17 protein-coding genes are annotated in these 17,382 nt (G+C 39.7%); 6 read left to right on the plus strand and 11 right to left on the minus strand.

What is annotated here, in order from left to right; all coding sequences use genetic code 11:
* Both Q8S11_RS06775 and Q8S11_RS06780 read left to right on the plus strand, forming a co-directional pair.
* Nucleotides 1–414 (plus strand): DUF47 domain-containing protein (locus Q8S11_RS06775; RefSeq protein WP_305661325.1); only part of this gene is annotated, 414 nt, incomplete at its 5' end.
* Between the two features lie 30 nt (nucleotides 415–444).
* Nucleotides 445–1,500: an inorganic phosphate transporter gene (locus Q8S11_RS06780; RefSeq protein WP_305661326.1), complete on the plus strand. Its 1,056-nt coding sequence runs from the start codon at nucleotides 445–447 to the stop codon at nucleotides 1,498–1,500.
* 69 nt (nucleotides 1,501–1,569) lie between these two features.
* On the opposite strand, the gene Q8S11_RS06785 is transcribed toward Q8S11_RS06780, so the two are convergent.
* The 3 genes from Q8S11_RS06785 to Q8S11_RS06795 form a co-directional block, all read right to left on the minus strand.
* Nucleotides 1,570–2,289, minus strand: coding sequence for a DUF6503 family protein (locus tag Q8S11_RS06785; protein ID WP_305661327.1), 720 nt, complete (start codon nucleotides 2,287–2,289; stop codon nucleotides 1,570–1,572).
* A 65-nt stretch (nucleotides 2,290–2,354) separates the two neighbouring features.
* Nucleotides 2,355–3,248, minus strand: a complete 894-nt coding sequence (locus tag Q8S11_RS06790; protein WP_305661328.1) for an energy transducer TonB — start codon at nucleotides 3,246–3,248, stop codon at nucleotides 2,355–2,357.
* On the minus strand, nucleotides 3,238–3,816 hold the full coding sequence (locus tag Q8S11_RS06795) for an RNA polymerase sigma factor (protein ID WP_305661329.1): 579 nt from the start codon (nucleotides 3,814–3,816) through the stop codon (nucleotides 3,238–3,240). The genes Q8S11_RS06790 and Q8S11_RS06795 overlap by 11 nt, the downstream gene beginning before the upstream one ends.
* A 173-nt stretch (nucleotides 3,817–3,989) precedes the next feature.
* Between Q8S11_RS06795 and Q8S11_RS06800 the strand changes: the two genes are divergently transcribed.
* Nucleotides 3,990–4,721, plus strand: a complete 732-nt coding sequence (locus Q8S11_RS06800) for a DUF4197 domain-containing protein (protein WP_305661330.1) — start codon at nucleotides 3,990–3,992, stop codon at nucleotides 4,719–4,721.
* Nucleotides 4,722–4,857: 136 nt separating this feature from the next.
* Nucleotides 4,858–5,613: a DUF4197 domain-containing protein gene (locus Q8S11_RS06805; protein ID WP_305661331.1), complete on the plus strand. Its 756-nt coding sequence runs from the start codon at nucleotides 4,858–4,860 to the stop codon at nucleotides 5,611–5,613.
* A gap of 43 nt (nucleotides 5,614–5,656) precedes the next feature.
* Here the strand turns inward: Q8S11_RS06805 and Q8S11_RS06810 are convergent, their stop codons facing one another.
* The 3 genes from Q8S11_RS06810 to pdhA all read right to left on the minus strand — a co-directional run bounded on the left by Q8S11_RS06810 (nucleotide 5,657) and on the right by pdhA (nucleotide 9,310).
* Nucleotides 5,657–6,166: a hypothetical protein gene (locus Q8S11_RS06810; RefSeq protein WP_305661332.1), complete on the minus strand. Its 510-nt coding sequence runs from the start codon at nucleotides 6,164–6,166 to the stop codon at nucleotides 5,657–5,659.
* Nucleotides 6,167–6,508: 342 nt separating this feature from the next.
* On the minus strand, nucleotides 6,509–8,281 hold the full coding sequence (locus tag Q8S11_RS06815; RefSeq protein WP_305661333.1) for a pyruvate dehydrogenase complex dihydrolipoamide acetyltransferase: 1,773 nt from the start codon (nucleotides 8,279–8,281) through the stop codon (nucleotides 6,509–6,511).
* 33 nt (nucleotides 8,282–8,314) lie between these two features.
* Nucleotides 8,315–9,310: a pyruvate dehydrogenase (acetyl-transferring) E1 component subunit alpha gene (pdhA, locus tag Q8S11_RS06820; RefSeq protein ID WP_305661334.1), complete on the minus strand. Its 996-nt coding sequence runs from the start codon at nucleotides 9,308–9,310 to the stop codon at nucleotides 8,315–8,317.
* A 250-nt stretch (nucleotides 9,311–9,560) separates the two neighbouring features.
* Between pdhA and Q8S11_RS06825 the strand changes: the two genes are divergently transcribed.
* Complete coding sequence (locus Q8S11_RS06825) at nucleotides 9,561–10,109, plus strand: C40 family peptidase (protein ID WP_305661335.1); 549 nt, start codon at nucleotides 9,561–9,563, stop codon at nucleotides 10,107–10,109.
* A gap of 71 nt (nucleotides 10,110–10,180) precedes the next feature.
* Here the strand turns inward: Q8S11_RS06825 and Q8S11_RS06830 are convergent, their stop codons facing one another.
* The gene (locus Q8S11_RS06830) at nucleotides 10,181–10,369 is read right to left on the minus strand and encodes a hypothetical protein (protein WP_305661336.1); all 189 of its coding nucleotides are present in this window, start codon (nucleotides 10,367–10,369) and stop codon (nucleotides 10,181–10,183) included.
* Between the two features lie 152 nt (nucleotides 10,370–10,521).
* On the opposite strand from Q8S11_RS06830, the gene Q8S11_RS06835 reads away from it, so the two are divergent.
* Nucleotides 10,522–11,454: an SPFH domain-containing protein gene (locus Q8S11_RS06835; RefSeq protein ID WP_305661337.1), complete on the plus strand. Its 933-nt coding sequence runs from the start codon at nucleotides 10,522–10,524 to the stop codon at nucleotides 11,452–11,454.
* Nucleotides 11,455–11,787: 333 nt separating this feature from the next.
* Here the strand turns inward: Q8S11_RS06835 and Q8S11_RS06840 are convergent, their stop codons facing one another.
* From Q8S11_RS06840 to Q8S11_RS06855, 4 genes are all read right to left on the minus strand, one after another.
* On the minus strand, nucleotides 11,788–13,923 hold the full coding sequence (locus tag Q8S11_RS06840) for a carboxy terminal-processing peptidase (protein WP_305661338.1): 2,136 nt from the start codon (nucleotides 13,921–13,923) through the stop codon (nucleotides 11,788–11,790).
* A gap of 160 nt (nucleotides 13,924–14,083) precedes the next feature.
* Nucleotides 14,084–15,019: a tetratricopeptide repeat protein gene (locus tag Q8S11_RS06845; protein ID WP_305661339.1), complete on the minus strand. Its 936-nt coding sequence runs from the start codon at nucleotides 15,017–15,019 to the stop codon at nucleotides 14,084–14,086.
* 270 nt (nucleotides 15,020–15,289) lie between these two features.
* Nucleotides 15,290–16,138: an isoaspartyl peptidase/L-asparaginase gene (locus tag Q8S11_RS06850; protein ID WP_305661340.1), complete on the minus strand. Its 849-nt coding sequence runs from the start codon at nucleotides 16,136–16,138 to the stop codon at nucleotides 15,290–15,292.
* Nucleotides 16,138–17,049, minus strand: coding sequence for a cyanophycinase (locus tag Q8S11_RS06855; RefSeq protein ID WP_305661341.1), 912 nt, complete (start codon nucleotides 17,047–17,049; stop codon nucleotides 16,138–16,140). The genes Q8S11_RS06850 and Q8S11_RS06855 overlap by 1 nt, the downstream gene beginning before the upstream one ends.
* Nucleotides 17,050–17,382 lie beyond the last annotated feature (333 nt).

A 17,382-nucleotide genomic window follows, 5' to 3' on the forward strand; every position in this document is an offset into this window, starting at 1 on the left:
CCGTTCGACCGCGAAGACATTCACAGACTGGCAAGTGCGATCGATGATATTGCCGATTACATCCATGGTTCTGCAAGTCGTATGGATCTTTATAATGTTACAATTATTACACCTCCAATCAAAGAACTTGCCAACCTGATATTGCAGGCATGTCAGGATCTTCATAAAGCTATTCACGAATTAAGGGATTTAAAAAATATCCGTTTGATTGCAGATTGCTGTGTTCGTATTAACAGTATTGAAAATCAGGCTGATTATATTTTTGATAAAGCAGTTGGTGAGCTCTTCGATAATGAGAAAGATGCGGTAAACCTGATCAAATATAAGGAAGTTCTTTCCGGACTTGAGACCGCTACTGATATGTGTGAGGATGCAGCGAACGTGCTGGAATCTATCCTGGTGAAAAACGCTTAATTACATCATTAAAGATATTACACCAGTTATATGGGTTTTACACTGTTAATTGTAATCATTATTTTAGCATTGGTATTCGATTATATCAATGGCTTTCATGATGCTGCAAATTCTATTGCAACTGTTGTATCCACTAAGGTATTAACACCTTTTCAGGCAGTAGTTTGGGCGGCCTTTTTTAATTTCCTAGCTTATTGGATATTCAATTTAAATGTAGCTGATACAGTGGCGAAGACTGCTGATACAATGAACATTAACCTTGTGGTCATTCTGGCGGGCGTAATAGCAGCAATATGCTGGAATTTACTAACCTGGTGGTATGGAATTCCTTCAAGTTCATCACATACGCTAATCGGTGGATTTGCCGGTGCAGCTATAGCTCATGGCGGCCTGGATGTGGTCAACCTCAGCGTGATCGGCAAAGTTGCCGCGTTTATCGTTCTGGCTCCGATTATTGGTATGGTCATGGCGTATTTTATAACTGTCATCATCGTAAATATCTGTCGCTATGCCAACCCTTCAAAGGCTGAATGGTGGTTTAAAAAGCTACAGCTAGTTTCTTCCGCTTTATTCAGTCTTGGTCACGGTGGAAATGACGCCCAAAAAGTAATGGGTATAATTGCAGCAGCGGTTATTGTTTATCTAAAAGATGCTAACCTAAGTGTTGACACCATGTCAGCCTGGCTTCATGTTGACTATACTGTTCTAAATGGTAAGGTAAAAATCAACCATATTCCAGAATGGATTCCTTTGGCATGTTACACAGCTATAGCGGCTGGTACAATGAGTGGCGGCTGGAAAATCGTAAAGACCATGGGTACCAAAATCACTAAGGTTACTCCATTGGAAGGTGTTGCAGCAGAAACTGCCGGAGCTATAACTTTGTTCATGACTGAACATTTTAAAATTCCGGTTTCAACAACACATACCATTACAGGTGCAATTATCGGGGTTGGATTAAGCAAACGCGTATCAGCAGTACGCTGGGGAATTACTATAAGCCTCTTATGGGCATGGATACTTACAATACCTGTCTCTGCAACATTGGCAGCATTACTTTATTTTATACTTAGTTTGTTCCTATAATTTGATGGTTGGAATGCGTTGAACTTCAAACTATAAAATTTCGAAAATATTTAGCTAAAAGCAGAGTTTCTACTTAAGGACAATATCCTTCAGTTCAATTTGAGATAATACCCTTAGTCTGCCAGCTTCATACAAACTATCATACTTGTCAACCGTTGTAAGCGAATCATCAAGCGGCATCTGGTAATTAACATAGTCCTGAAAAATTACACCACCTGTCTCATGGGTTCTGAGTACTTCCCGGAAGCGGTTACCACCCGCGCTATAAGCGAAATGATCCATGCTATAGTCTTCTGTATCGAACCAGTAATAAAACACATCACTATGATCACCCGCTTCTTCTGAATTTTCGAATGAAATCTCAATCTTATGATAATTTTTACCTTTGATCTGAGTTTTGCCAAGATATTTTTTTACTACAGATGCATCATTTAATTTAAGCGGTAAGTATAGAAAATATATGACAGCATTTAGTGACTGCCGGTGTTTATCTGATTCCTTCTGATCAAGCAGCAATTCTTTACCGTCCAATATGCGTTTAAAGCCTTCATTGCTTAATATATCATGAACATTGCCTGTAGAATCACTAAAAAACCGTTCATACTTAAACTGACCTCCATTCTGCATAACCTTAAAACTTGCAGTCCTGAATTTAAATTCCAGAGTCGCATTAGTCAGCTTATCCATATTGTAAAAGGCAATACTTTTATCTACAATCTTTCGGGCATCGGGCTGATTACAGCCTGAATAGATAAATGTCAATAAAATCAGCGTTAGTAATCTGTTCATTTGTCTCAGTTATATTTACAAAATTAGACCATTAAAACTGCCCAATCAGCAGTATTCTTTAAAGGTCAAAAGCGGACTTCAATCCTTCCGGTATTGATCTTACTCCCATCACGGGTTCTCCAGGCGGGACCATCCCTGATGAGACGAATTGCCTCTGCATTACAATCAGCAGTTAATCCTTTCAGTATTTGGAAGTTTGCCGGTTTTCCGTTCCCGTCAAGCTCAAAGGATAAAAGTACTGAGCCGCTCACTTTCGAATCAGCTGGTTTGCGAATATTGTCTTCCATGTATTTACGGTAGATATCCCATCCTGTAACTGGTTGAACAGCCTGTTGAGAAGCACTTATACCTTCGGAGGAAGCCAAAACCCCTGTTTCTGGTTCTTGAATGCGGAGTTTGCTAGCCTGATTACTTTTGCTGGCCACTAAAGCCTCATTGTTTGAAGATGGTGCCGGGTTAATAACCTCAGGCTCATTGTTTTCTTTCAAAGTAGAGCTATAAGCCGCAATTCTGGTCTCATCTGATGAAACAGGATATTTCTTCTCACTGATTACCGGACGGCCCGTAGAACCATGAATTTCAGTATTCAATGAATCACGGTCGATAAGAGACACTTGCACCTGCTTTTCTGTAATGGCTCCCGGCCTGCTAATATTCATCCAGAACAGGATTCCGGCAGTAATGAACAATACAGATGCTGATGCCGCCACACTCAAACGCTGCCAGGTAAAATCAAAAACCTTTTTATTTTCCTGTAAATGAACAATCCGCTGATTCAACTGCCTTTGCAAAATACTCAGTTCTGTGCCGGGATTGGATGTATGTGCATATCCTTCCAATGCTTCCCAAAGGAAAGGATCACTCAAGGCTTGTTTTTCAAGCCTGTGCATATCTTCATGATCCAGCTTCCCTTCCAGGTACTTACTGATCATCAAATTATCGGGATACTTAGTGTTCACTGTTTTTCTCTATACAAATTTTCAGATTTCGTTTACCATTCTGTATATAGCTTTTAACTTTGCTCAGATCAAAGCCGGTTACATCTGCAACTTCTTTATAGCATCTCTGCTCTAAATAAAACAGATTTATGCTTATTTTCTGTTCTGATGGCAAATCATCTATACATTTTGCCATTATGGCCAGCTTCTCTTCGGTATCATCCTCAAGGTTAAGATGCACAAATGCTTCATTTTCCATAAAATTTTCATCAATACTTAGCATTTCGTGCTTTGATGATGAACGAAGAATCATCAGGCAATGATTTCGGGTCAGGGTATAAAGCCAGCTTTTGAAATTTGATACTTCGTGAACCTTTAGTTTTTTCACCAGTTCCTCAAAAATCTGCATCACGGCATCTTTACTTTGTTCTTCATCTCTGAAGTACTTCAGACACAAGCCGAATACCAGAGGCATATACTGTTCATAAAGCTTCCCGAGCAGTTCCAGGTCCCCGGTACTGCGGTACGCGGTAAGCAGTTCAAACTCATTAATGGTAGAATTGCCGGATGAATTCTTTTTAATTCTCAAGTTGCCTTTATTTAAGCTGATCAAGTATAATTATTATTTGTGAATTTGGCAGGAGTTTTGATAACTTATAAAAAGGAACCAGGAACAAAGAGCAAGGATCAAAGAACCCTGTTATAATTTGTTAGGAATTCGTCTTTGCTCCTTCTCTTTACTTAACAGAAATAATTATAATTATGAGATTCTTTAAAATATTTGCTTTATCAACAGGTTTATTCCTGCTTTCATCATGCGATACTTTAAATCAGGCAGGCCAGATCCTTTCTCAAAGTGGGCTTGGAAATCCGACTGCCACCGAAATTTCCCTTGGGCTTAAGCAGGCATTGGAGCTTGGGACATCTGCAGGATCTGAAAGATTATCCCAAACGGATGGTTTTTTTGCCAATGCGGCTATAAAAATACTTTTTCCTGAGGAAGCTCAGAAGGTTGAGCGTACCCTCCGGAGTGTAGGCTTAAACCAACTGGCAGATAATGTCATATTAAGTGTAAACAGGGCTGCTGAAGCGGCTGCTATTGAAGCAAAACCCATATTTATTTCCGCAATAAAAGGGATGACCTTCAATGATGCATCAAATATTTTATTAAGCGGGCAACAGGATGCAGCTACATTATATTTTCAGCGGGTCACAACTGATCAACTGCTCCAGAAATTTCAACCCATCATTCAGAATAGTTTAAGCAAAGTTGGCGCTACAAAATACTGGACAGATGCTATCACTGCTTATAACAGCATCCCGCTTGTTGGAAAGGTAAATCCTGATCTTAGTGCATATGTTGCACAAAAGGCAATTGCAGGAATCTTTTTTGAAATTGCACAGGAAGAATTGAAAATACGCTCAAGACTTTCAGCAAGAACAAGTCCATTATTGCAAAAAGTCTTTGCTTATGCAGACCGGAACAGGAGTTAGGCAGGCATAAATTCGAATCCAGAATTTATCGTATATAAGTCTGTTGGTGGCAAATGGAATAATTTCTTATCATTTTAACCGTTAATTTGGGAAATTCAAATTATTAATCCGACTGGAATAAAATAACTTTAAACAGATGAAATTCATAATTGCAATCTTTTGTATTTTTCTATCCTGCTCTGTCACTTCATTTGCGCAGATTAAATTGCCACAGGTTTTAAGAGAAGCAGCAAATGCAATCAGACCTGGTAGTCCGAGTCAGACCGAAATTGGGGATGCGCTAAAGGAGGCCCTTGAAATCGGAGTGTCTGCAGGTACCGACCGATTATCCCTTCAAAATGGATTCCTTGGAAATTCTGCAATCAAGCTCCTTTTTCCACCAGAAGCAAGAAAAGTTGAAAAAGCCCTGCGTGGAATAGGCATGAATAAAGTTTGTGATGACTTTATTCTCAGCCTGAACCGGGCAGCCGAACTTGCCGCAAAAGAAGCAAAGCCAATTTTTATTTCTGCAATAAAAGAAATGAGTATTCAGGATGCTTCTAATATATTGCTGAGCGATCAGAAAAATGCTGCGACCAGCTATTTTCAGCGAGTAACCAGTAAGGCGCTGGAGGCCAAATTTAACCCGGTTATTCAAAGCTCCCTGGATAAAACTCAGGCAACAAAGTACTGGACTGACCTGAGTACCTCATACAATCAAATACCGCTAGCCGGCAAGGTAAATACAGACCTTGTTGCCTACGCAACACAGAAAGCAATAGATGGGTTATTTCTGGAAATAGCTCAGGAAGAATTAAAAATTCGTGAAAATTCAGGCATCCGTAGCAGTCCACTGCTAAAAAAAGTATTTGGTTATGCGGACAAAAAAAAGAACGGAATTACAATCAACTAAGCCGTCAAAATAAACTACATCCCCCTTATCAGAAAGATCATTTTTAACATTCTATCTCTGCAACAAGATCTTTCTGTTTTTTCCGGTAGGGATCTCGCCGGCACTTTGCAATATTCCTGAATATGAGCCCTCGTTTCGGCAGCTTAACAAGAACCGGAACTTCTTCAATCGTTTTATACAATTTCACATGGATGTTTCTACCCAGCGGATTTCTGATCAGAGATTTATCAAAAGGGATCTTCTTCTTTTTGACACTCAGAGGCTGATCACTCATATACTCCGCAATAGCTACATTCCAGGCAGAGCGGAAACGCAGTAAAGCTGCTTTAATGCTGTACTCCTGTTTCAGCCCTTCGTCGGAAATCACCACCCGTGCAAAAGAAACCGCATCTGCAAAGCGTCTTTGCTCCCTTTTCTGCCTCTCTGAATAGATTACAGTACTCCTGTCCGGGAATCTGGAAACAATAGTCTTTCCCCCGCACTGTCTGAATACCAGCTGGTGGTTAACGCTTCCACTGAAGCCCTTAAAAAGTACTGAGGTTTGAATAGCCATTTTTAAAATCACATACCTGAATTTAAGGAAAAATATTGAGTTTATCAATAGCACAGGGTTAAATCCTGACACTATGGCCAGCTCCCGGCTCCTCATGGTAGTTGAGAACAGCCACCAGAGGGAAACGGACGTTCAGCAGAGGGCTTAGGTATACCTGAGAACCGCTTAAGGTATAGTGGTTTTACGTTCAATTGTATTGAAATGGGGGTTTTTGGGAAATGAAAACAGGGAATGAGCAAATCAGCAAACAGGGAACAGCTCTTGTCTTATTTCTCGCATCTTACAAAAGAGGCTGACCATTTTGTTAATGGACAGCCTCATCGTATTTCATAATGATACTGCTTAAACCAGCAATCTTACCGGCTCTTCCAGCAATGCTTTTAAAGTTTGCAGGAATGCTGCTCCTGTGGCTCCATCTACCACACGATGGTCACAACTTAAGGTAACTTTCATGACATTTCCCGGAACAACTGCTCCGTTTTTAACAACGGGAACTTGCTGGATTCCACCTACGGCAAGGATGCAGGCATCTGGCGGATTAATGATTGCTGTAAACTCATCGATACCGAACATTCCCAGGTTAGAGATCGTAAAAGTTGAACCTTCCCAGTCTGCTGGCTGTAATTTCTTTGATTTTGCACGTTGGGCAAAATCTTTAACCTCTGCAGAAATATGTGAAAGTGATTTTCCATCGGCAAAACGAACTACCGGTACCAGTAAACCATCTTCAACTGCTACGGCGACCCCAATATTTATGTGCTCATTATATCGAATCCGATCACCTAACCAGGATGAATTAACATTTGGGTGCTGTTTTAAAGCAACTGCAACAGCCTTAAGAACCATATCATTGAATGATATTTTCACAGATGCAAATTCATTGATTTTGGTGCGGGCCTGCATCGCGCTATCCATATCAATTGACATGGTCAGATAAAAGTGCGGCGATGTGAACAAACTTTCTGCAAGTCGTTTTGCAATAACTTTACGCATTTGAGAAACTGGTTTCTCCGTGTATTTCTCCTCCCCGATAAATTGAGGTATAACTGCCGGTGCCGAGGCTGCGGCTGGAGCTGCTGGAGCTGAGTGACTTGCAGATGTTGTTGCAGCAGCCTGACTTACTTTCGGACTCTGTGTCTGTTCAGTAGGTTTAAAGCTTTCTATATCTTTTTTCACGATCCGGCCACCTTCGGCACTGCCTTTTACCTGAGAAATGTCAATTCCCTTATCCTTTGCAATCTTGCGGGCCAATGGAGATGCTTTTAAACGTGACGTTGAATCACTTTCAACATGCTGTGCTTCAGCAATTACTTTAGACTCAACCGCAGGCTTTGCTTTATCCGGCTGCGCTTCAGCCTTTAATTCTACTGCAGCTGCCGGTTTTGAACCCGATTTTAATAATGCTGATACATCTGTACCTTCTTTACCAACTATAGCAATGATCTCATTTACTTTAGCTGCCTGTCCCTTTTCAACGCCAACATATAAAAGTGTGCCATCGGCGTAACCGGTCACTTCCATTGTTGCTTTGTCGGTTTCAACATCTGCTAATGCATCATCACTTTTAACCTGATCTCCAACTTTTTTATGCCATTCAGCTATTACACCTTCAGTCATAGTATCACTTAATAAAGGCATCCGGATAATGGTAGCACCCATTGCTTCTGCATCTGCATCACTGCTTCCGGAAGACTTAGGTTCTTCATTTAATACAACAGGTGCACTCTCCTTTTCAGCTTCTTCTGGTGCTTTTTCAGTTTCTTTCGGTGCTTTTTCAGCTTCTTCTGGTGCTTTTTCGGCTTCTTTCGGTGCTTTGGCAGGTTCAGAAGTTTCCTTCTGACTTCCGGAATCACTTAAAAGCGCCTGATAATCCTCTCCTTCAGCACCAAGAATTGCTATCACAGCATCAACTGCTGCTGCTTCCCCCTCTTTGGCCCCTATATATAGTAAAGTTCCATCCTGAAAAGACTCAAAGTCCATGGTTGCCTTGTCTGTTTCCACTTCAGCAATCAGATCCCCTGAACTTACTTTGTCACCAACTTTTTTATGCCACTTAGCGATAACTCCCTCCGTCATCGTATCGCTCATCTTAGGCATTTTCACTACTTCAGCCATTTTATTTCCAGATTAGAATTTTAGAATTTAAATTTAGTCGCGGATGTATGGATAATCCGGTTGGATATAAACATCTGTGTATAGTTCAGACGGATCCGGCCATGGTGATTCTTCAGAAAATTTTACCGATTCGTCAACAATGGCTTTAATTTTATCATTAATTGAATCAAACCAGTCTTTGTCAGCATACTTTTTATCTTCAATAGTCGCTCTAACCACCTCAATAGGGTCTTTGGCTTTATAACCCTCAACTTCTTCTTTCGTACGGTATTTTGCAGGATCAGACATAGAATGTCCTTTATAACGATAGGTTCTTGCCTCTAAAAATGTAGGGCCATCACCGCGTCGGGCCCGCTGAACAGCCTCATCTAATGCATTATGGACCGCAGCAGGATCCATACCGTCAACAGGTGCACATGGCATATCAAATCCTAAACCGATTTTGTAAATGTCAACCATATTTGTTGTTCTCGAAACCGAAGTACCCATCGCATAGCCATTGTTCTCGCACACAAATATCACAGGTAGCTTCCAAAGCATAGCCATATTAAAAGTTTCATGCAATGCTCCCTGACGAACGGCGCCATCACCCATATAACAAATGCAAACATTATCGGTTCCATTATACTGTTCTGCAAAGGCTATTCCAGCACCCAGTGGGATCTGACCTCCAACAATACCATGGCCTCCGAAAAATTTCTTTTCCTTACTAAACATGTGCATTGACCCACCCTTTCCTTTAGAGCATCCGGTTGCCTTACCAAATAATTCAGCCATAACCTCATTAGCACTCATGCCTTTTGCAAGTGCATGGGCATGATCACGGTAGGCAGTGATGAGTGAATCTTCCGGACGGATAACTGACATTGTACCTGCCATTACCGCTTCCTGACCTATATACAAATGGCAAAAACCTCTGATTTTTTGTTGCCCGTAAAGTTGACCGGCTTTTTCTTCAAACTTTCGCATCAGCAGCATTGACTCATACCATTGAAGATAAGTGTCTTTCGTAATTTCAATTGAACTCATTCGTAATCGTTTCAGTTAAACAAATTAATCCTTTACAAGGGATGACAAATCTAACCATAACTTCCTAAAAAAAGAATACCATTTGTTTTGTTAACACGTTTTAATGACTGAATTTGCCTAAAAAATTAATTAAACAAAATTAAATGACTTGTTGTTATACAATTTATTTATATTTTTGTAACATTCTTAGAATATAATCAGTAAACACACGTTCATCAAGCACTGTTTACTTAAAAACGAAAGATCAATAATGATAGGGAAAAGAGTAATTATTGTTTTACTATTTGTGATTTCTTTTGTGTCGGTTCAGGCACAAACTCTTGGAAAAGATCAGAAAACATTAGAAAAAATCGCAGATCCTGATAATCTTGCTTCTGAATACTTCTCACAAATCATGGGTGTAGCCCTTTCTGCCACATCAAACCTTAAACTTTATCAATTTGTATATGACTGGATTGGTACTCCGTACAGATTAGGTGGTGGTACTAAAAAAGGGATTGATTGTTCTGGTTTTGCTTTTGAGTTATACAATAAGGTTTTCAGCACTTTAATAGGTAATAATTCAAGAAATATCTTCAGTAACGTTAACCCGATAAGTAAATCAGAGTTAAAAGAAGGTGATTTGGTATTCTTCAAAATTGGAAGCCGATCTATTACTCACATGGGCGTATACATGGGAAATAATAAATTTGCCCATGCCTCAACGAGCAAAGGTGTCATGATCAGCGATCTTGATGAGGCATACTGGAGAAAATATTATTATAAAGGCGGGCGATTACTCGCATCCCTTCGAGACTAACTCCAATAAATTAGGTCATTCCTAAAAATAATATGAAGCACCGTACTATAAACAGTACGGTGCTTTTATTTTTATTTTGCCTGATCTGTAGTACTTTTAACCAATCCAATTCCTGTAATGAAAAACACTATTCCTAATATAGCGAAAACAATCAGCATTTTATAACCCTCTGAGTTCTGCACAAAGCCAATTGCCGCGTAGATTAGTCCTATTATTCCCAATACAGTTAATATCGTTCCGAAAACTCTTTTTAAATTCATCTGTTTAATTTATTAGATTCATGCAATAAATCTGCCAAATATTATTTACGGCTGATTATTAAAGAGTTCTACTGTACTGTTTTGTCTGCACAATCGAGAAGCTTCAGTATTAATGCAAAATTAGTTCCGTATCTTCCTTAAATTTTATCGCCATGTATACAAGTTATATTTTATTATTTATTGCCATAGTTATCTTATTTAGTTCGTTTGTAACGGTTAAACAGGGAACTATTGGTGTAATAACCATATTTGGAAAGTACAGAAGGCTTCTTAAACCGGGACTGAATTTTAAAATTCCGCTCATTGAAGTTATTCATTCCAGAATTTCGATACAAAATCGTTCGGTTGAGCTTGAATTTCAGGCGGTTACAATAGACCAGGCTAATGTATATTTCAAAGCCATGGTTCTTTATTCAGTGAATAATCCTGATGAAGACACTATAAAAAACGTAGCTTTTAAATTCATCAATGAGCAGAATCTGATGCAGGCCCTCATTCGTACTATTGAGGGAACAATCCGTTCATTTGTTGCGAGCAAAAAACAATCGGAGGTTTTAGGCCTACGCAAGGATATTGTAGACCACGTAAAAGAACAGATTGACACCGTACTCGAAAGCTGGGGTTACCACCTTCAGGATCTCCAAATTAACGATATTACTTTTGATGAAGTGATCCTTACTTCTATGAGCCGGGTGGTAGCTTCACATAACCTTAAAGCCGCCGCAGAAAATGAGGGGCAGGCATTATTGATTACCAAAACCAAGGCTGCTGAGGCAGATGGTAATGCCATTAAGATTGCGGCAAATGCCGAACGTGAAGCTGCTCAGCTACGTGGACAAGGTATCGCACTTTTCAGGGAAGAAGTAGCAAAGGGTATGACCCATGCTGCTAAAGAAATGCAAACCGCCGATCTTGATACCTCTGTTATCCTATTCACCATGTGGACTGAAGCCGTCAAACATTTTGCCGAGAACGGCAAAGGGAATGTTATTTTCCTCGACGGTTCTCCTGATGGTATGAAGCGTACTATGGAACAGATGATGAGTATTAATATTATGGAAACCGAGAACATGAAGAAAGCTTAAGGGAATACTACACAATTAATCTTCTATATCCAATAAACTACCCTGAGTTCGGTATAAGGAAGGGTAAAAAATACGGTTATAATTGATCTTATAGAGCTATGAAGCCGCAATAATTGATTTTTGAAAGCAATACCTGTATGTTATAGCTTAGTTCAGCCCTTTCCTCCGGAGTATTTCCGGCAAGAAATCGCATTCCCCTCTGGTCGGTGTTCTCGTACCAAGCACAATCATATCATTGGTCGGTGATAACAACAAGCACAGGGAATTGCCAATAGCCGGAAGATACCTCCTTTTAAACTAAATATTCACCCCGGCATAATAACCGGGGCTTCCTTATTTAATCTTAATGTAGTCTGCCATAATCTGCAGACCTTCATCCCGAATAAAATCGACATCATCTTTAGCTCTGGCTTCACCCTTTTTCAATGGTGGCAGTCCTTTGGCAGCACGGCGCTGATTTTCTCTTTCCATAACCTTTGCTTCCTGTTCATCCCTTTCCTTTTTCAGCTGTTCTTCATTCAGGGTAATTGTAGTTTCAGCCTCACGCTTTGCAAAATCAGCAATATCCTGCTGCAAATATTTATAGCCAGGGGAGGTTTTCATACGTTCATTATGCATGTTTAGCAATTTGAGTCTTACATCGTCAAGATTTGCAACCAATGAATACTTGCTTGGAGCTATGGTATCCCAGGGAAGTGCCCGTGGCTCGGAACTTTCTCCATATTTATCCTTAGGGAAAACTGTTGGCAGCTCAATATCAGGAACCACTCCTTTATGCTGGGTTGTACTGCCATTAACCCTGTAAAACTTCGCCATAGTTAAATTGATCTGCCCAAATTGAGGTGCATTGGAGCCGACAGACGCGCCCGACTTATTTCCGGAAGACTGCTGAGATGCCTTAAGCATTAATTTATCAGCCGTGCCAATGACCCTTCCCATATCTATTCCCTGCTGAACAGTCCCTTTACCATAAGACTGGTTACCAATAATTATTCCTCGTCCGTAGTCCTGAATGGCACCTGCAAAAATTTCGGAAGCTGAAGCACTAAAGCGATCCTGTAATACACCTAATGGACCCGTCCAGGCAATAGCCGGATCTTCATCTTCTTCAATTTCAATATTATTTCTTCTGTCGCGTACCTGTACAATAGGGCCTGATTTTATAAATAAACCACTCAGACTAATTGCTTCAGGAAGAGATCCGCCTCCATTACTTCTTAAATCAATCACAACAGCGTCCACATTTTCCCGTTTTAAAGTATCGAGCAGAAGTTTCACGTCACGTGTGGTGCTCTTATAATTAGGATCCCTTGCCTGCATAGCCTTAAAATCAGCATAAAAGGCAGGTATCTGGATAATTCCGATCTTATACGTTTTACCATCTTGTGTAACTGTTTTGATAGTTCTCTTTGCCGACCCTTCTTCAAGCACAACCTTATCCCGAACCAGTTCCACTATTTTAGGAGTAGCAGATAATTCCTGACCAGCAGGGATTACTTTCAAACGGACGATCGTTCCCTTGGGACCCTTTATTTTGGTAACCGTAACATCCAGCCGCCATCCAATTACATCCACAAATTCGCCATCCTTACCCTGCGCAACTGCAACAATTCGATCATTCACTTCAAGTGTTTTAGCTTTAAATGCTGGCCCGCCAGGAATGATCTCTGCAATCTTAACAACCTCATTTTCGAGCTGTAGCCTTGCACCAATCCCTTCAAAAGTTCGGGCAAGGTCTTCATTGAATTCCTGCGCCCTGTTAGGTACAAAGTAATTAGTATGCGGATCGACGGTTCCGGTAAAAGAGTTCATAAAGATCCCAAAGACATCCTGATTATTAAACTTTGTAGATTGAGAAACCAGATTCTCATATCGCTTTTTTAATGTCTCCTTAATTTTTGACTCGTCAGTACCAGTAACCTTTAGGTTTAGCATCTCATATTTAACACGTTTAGACCAGAGGTTATTTGATTCAGTTTCTGATTTAAGCCAGGGAAGTTTCTCCCTGTCGTAAGTATAAGTTTCATTGCTGGTAAAATCGAACTTCTTATCAATTTCTTTTAAAGCAAAAGCCACACGATCATTATATCTTTTCTGATAAACGTTGAAGATATAAAAGGCTACACTCAAATCACCGGCACGTAAATCATCATCCATCGTTAAACGATATTTTTCAAAATCTGTAATATCACTTTGAAGGAAATAGCTTTTTCCATTATCCAGTGCTTTTAAGTACTCATCAAACACTATTGACGAAAAAGCATCATCCACAACCACTTTCTGATAGTGAAAATTTTCCAAAAGCTCAACCAGCGACTTCGCCACAACAGATTGCTGAAGCTCCGGCTTCAGATCACTTTCTGAAACAATTATACTAACCCTCGGGTCGGCCTGACAAGCTAAGGCTGATACAATAAATAAGGCCAGACAAAAACTCTTTAACATTTCTTTAACTGATTTTAACTTCATTTCAGAATATACCGTATCTAATTTGGTACCAAAAAATAAATATAATTATGGAAAGCCCTGAATAGAAGGTTAATCCATGTAACATGTTTATGTAGTTTTACATTATAGGTTCTCAATATACCTAAAAAATGGAATCTGCGAATAGAATACCCTGTCGCTATTATCGGATTGTTCTCAAAAATGTCTCTTTCATGACTTTAAACTCTGAAAATGCAGAACTTGAGGCACCTGCGTTACCGAGTTTGCTATATACATCAGCAAGGTCACTTTTTATTTCAATCAGCTTATTCGTGAACTTGTTTTTAACCGATAATTGTTCTGCCTCTTTATAATCCAGCAGCGCTAGCTGATAATCCCCTATTGACATTTTGACATGTGCAAGATTGATGAGTGAGTTCACAATTCCTGAAGGGCTGTTAATCTTTCTGGCAAGCATATTCGACTGAATATAAAACCATTTCGCCTCTGTAAATTTTTTCTGGCGATGATAGTTGTCTGCCAGCTGATCATAACACCGGATTGTACCGGCCTTATCTTTCAAACCATAATAATACAAAGGCAAAGCCTTTCGCAATACCAGGGTTTCAGCTTCCGAATAATTTCTCTGACTTGTCAGAATCTCTGCCTGATCCATATAGGCTTCTGCAATTAATCTGCTATTTTTTGTACCCATATCAATCATTAAAACAGCCTCATTGTACTTTAAAGCTTCACTTAGATTTCCTCTGTATCTGTTGATCCGCTGTAGCGTTAAATAATTGTTTCTTACGGCAAACTTATTGTTGACTTCCAGGTTCAAAAGTATTGCTTCATTTAATAAAAGTACCGCATCATCCATCTTTCCATTCAAAGCATGACTTACAGCATAGGAATTCAGTACCCCTGCTTCGGCCTTCCTGTCCCCAAGATTTCTGGATAGAAAAAGGAGCTGATCAAATGCGCTTAATGAGTCGGACTGAAGGGTTCCATTATAAACTCCTGCTGATGTAGGAAAAACTAAAGGCAAATCATCAGAGGCCTTCAAATGTTCACGAAACTGAAGTGTAATGAGGTAATCTTTTACCTCCCTGACTCCTGAAGATGTTTGCTTATTCATCGTCTGATTGAGGGAGTCAGACTTTAAACTTTTTGATATGATACTCAATTGGCTTAAGCCAATGACCCTATCAGCCGATTTAGCAGACCCTGAAATACCTCTGCTGAGCGAAATACCCAGTAAGAGTATGGAAAATAGAATTGAACTGAGATTCATTTAAAATTGCCTGCTAATGGGTTTGAGTAAATAGATTCCTCAATCCCTTCACATATAATATTGCTGTTAAGCTCAAACGTACAAAGATATTTAAAATTACTTTTAACAATAAGTTCAGGAAAAAACCGAAAGTTCGGAATCATAAGCCGCCCATACCATATACGGATGAGAGTCGCAATGATATAGCTCTCCACTTGCCGAAATTCCTATTATTCCGGCAAAACCATCACTAAGTTTAAGTTCCTGAAATGATTTTTGTGAAGCTGCTGCCAGACTCATCCCATCACTAACACGCGTAACTATTTTAACGGCAAGCCCTGAGCTTACAATATCTTCACCAACACCTGTACAGGATATGCCGGCATCCTGATTAGCAAAATTTCCTGCTGCAGTAGCCGAGTCACTAACCCGGCCTGGAATTTCAAAGCCCTTGCCGCCGGTTGATGTTGCTGCTGCAATATTCCTCTTTCTATCTAAAGCTACACATCCAACGGTTCCAAGACCCAGGGATGCATTCAATTTTCTATCGTATTCTTCTCTGCGTTGCTGAGTTTCCGGATTATAATATCCGAATCCATTGATTCGTGCATAATCCAGCGCACCCGTACCACTCAGAACACGATCATCCAATGACATTAACTTCTGCGCAATTAATATCGGATTTCTGACATCCTCAATATTTATAACCCCAGAAAATTTACTCTTACTACCATCCATTAAACCGGCACTAAGTCTGATCTTCCCATCACTCTGGATTTGTGATCCGGTACCCGCATTAAATAGCTCACAATCCTCCAGAAGGGCAACTGCAAAAACTGCAGTTTCTAAAGCGGAATGGGAATTTAAATAGTCGTATGACATCTTTACAATATCAGAAAGGGCTTGTTGTTTGGCTAATTTTATTTCCGAATTTGTATTCGATTCACTAAAAAAACCACCGTGAATAATTAATTTATGCTCCATTAATTGTCTTCACTTTTATCCTTCAAAAATACCCCTTCTTCCACTTTAATGGATTTTTTAATTATAAGCTCATGCTTTTCTAGATCATATCTATCAAATATAGACATCACATGTACTTTCAGGCCATCAATAGAAACAGGAGAACCTATTTCCACTTCATAAATACTCGTTTCACTAATATATCGGCCGTCGACCAATATTGTCAGGCCTGAGCCAATGGCTTCCAAACAATTTCCTTCAGTGATCAATAATCCGGCATCCTCTCCAAGTCCGATACCTAACATTCCCGGATTACTGGCAACAGCATAAAATAAGCGACCTATCCGCCCACGCTGAACAAAATGAGTATCTACGATTACTGAGTCAATAAAACCTAAACCAGCAGTGATCTGAACTTCACCCTTGATCAAAGCTTCACTGCTGCTGCCGCGATAGATCATATTTGTAGAGGCTGCGGCTGCCCCGGCAGAAGTACCGGCAATCAGAAATTTATCCTCATGGTAACGCTTTTTCAATAACTGCAGAAAGGGAGTGCCTCCGAATATGGAACTCAAACGGAGTTGGTATCCACCTGTAAACATCACTACATCTGCTTTGGCTATGCGTTCCAGATATTCAGGGATCATTACATCAGTTCTGGACCTGATATCCATTACATTGACATTATTAACCTGCAACTGTTTAAATGAATTAATGTATTCCTCGCCCACTATTTCGGGTATTTTCGATGCCGTAGTAATAACTTCTATGACAGAGTTTTCAGCTTTTGCTGATTCGCTGATAATCCGCTTGAGAATCCCCAGTTCAAAGAATTTTACATAATGCGGGTGGCTGACATTTTCATTATAACTTAGTGAACTTCCCAGATCAACCGCACCGCCAATTATAAGAAGTTTGCCCTTTGGAACCATAGTTAATATTAAAATTTCGTTACTTTAAAATCAAATATATATTACCAGTAGTATATGTTCAGACATTACTTACTAAACTTTTCAACATATCAAATTAGATGAAGGCTGTATACAGTATATACTGTTCACACATTCTTCCATAAATTATCGGCTTAAATTTTAATATTTTAGCGCGTTATATCTATTTAGTGTAAAATCAGTTACTTTATTAGATTGTTAAACTTTTGAAGAGACCTTTAAGTGTATCCGAATATGTTTGGCATAAATTTAGCGAATGCAAGTTCATCTAAACCCCCAAAGAACTGTTCTTTAAGGGTAATAAAAACCAAAAAA

Origin of the sequence: Daejeonella sp., from assembly GCF_030695525.1 — a bacterium.
GTDB lineage: Bacteria > Bacteroidota > Bacteroidia > Sphingobacteriales > Sphingobacteriaceae > Daejeonella.

Excerpts from the sequence above, each read along its gene's own strand:
- Q8S11_RS06780 (WP_305661326.1), top strand. The coding sequence starts at position 445 with ATGGGTTTTACACTGTTAATTGTAATCATTATTTTAGCATTGGTATTC.
- pdhA (WP_305661334.1), bottom strand. The coding sequence starts at position 9,310 with ATGAGTTCAATTGAAATTACGAAAGACACTTATCTTCAATGGTATGAG.
- Q8S11_RS06855 (WP_305661341.1), bottom strand. The coding sequence starts at position 17,049 with ATGGTTCCAAAGGGCAAACTTCTTATAATTGGCGGTGCGGTTGATCTG.
- Q8S11_RS06800 (WP_305661330.1), top strand. The coding sequence starts at position 3,990 with ATGAGATTCTTTAAAATATTTGCTTTATCAACAGGTTTATTCCTGCTT.
- Q8S11_RS06845 (WP_305661339.1), bottom strand. The coding sequence starts at position 15,019 with ATGAATAAGCAAACATCTTCAGGAGTCAGGGAGGTAAAAGATTACCTC.
- Q8S11_RS06850 (WP_305661340.1), bottom strand. The coding sequence starts at position 16,138 with ATGGAGCATAAATTAATTATTCACGGTGGTTTTTTTAGTGAATCGAAT.
- Q8S11_RS06805 (WP_305661331.1), top strand. The coding sequence starts at position 4,858 with ATGAAATTCATAATTGCAATCTTTTGTATTTTTCTATCCTGCTCTGTC.
- Q8S11_RS06825 (WP_305661335.1), top strand. The coding sequence starts at position 9,561 with ATGATAGGGAAAAGAGTAATTATTGTTTTACTATTTGTGATTTCTTTT.
- Q8S11_RS06815 (WP_305661333.1), bottom strand. The coding sequence starts at position 8,281 with ATGGCTGAAGTAGTGAAAATGCCTAAGATGAGCGATACGATGACGGAG.
- Q8S11_RS06840 (WP_305661338.1), bottom strand. The coding sequence starts at position 13,923 with ATGAAGTTAAAATCAGTTAAAGAAATGTTAAAGAGTTTTTGTCTGGCC.
- Q8S11_RS06810 (WP_305661332.1), bottom strand. The coding sequence starts at position 6,166 with ATGGCTATTCAAACCTCAGTACTTTTTAAGGGCTTCAGTGGAAGCGTT.
- Q8S11_RS06835 (WP_305661337.1), top strand. The coding sequence starts at position 10,522 with ATGTATACAAGTTATATTTTATTATTTATTGCCATAGTTATCTTATTT.
- Q8S11_RS06785 (WP_305661327.1), bottom strand. The coding sequence starts at position 2,289 with ATGAACAGATTACTAACGCTGATTTTATTGACATTTATCTATTCAGGC.
- Q8S11_RS06830 (WP_305661336.1), bottom strand. The coding sequence starts at position 10,369 with ATGAATTTAAAAAGAGTTTTCGGAACGATATTAACTGTATTGGGAATA.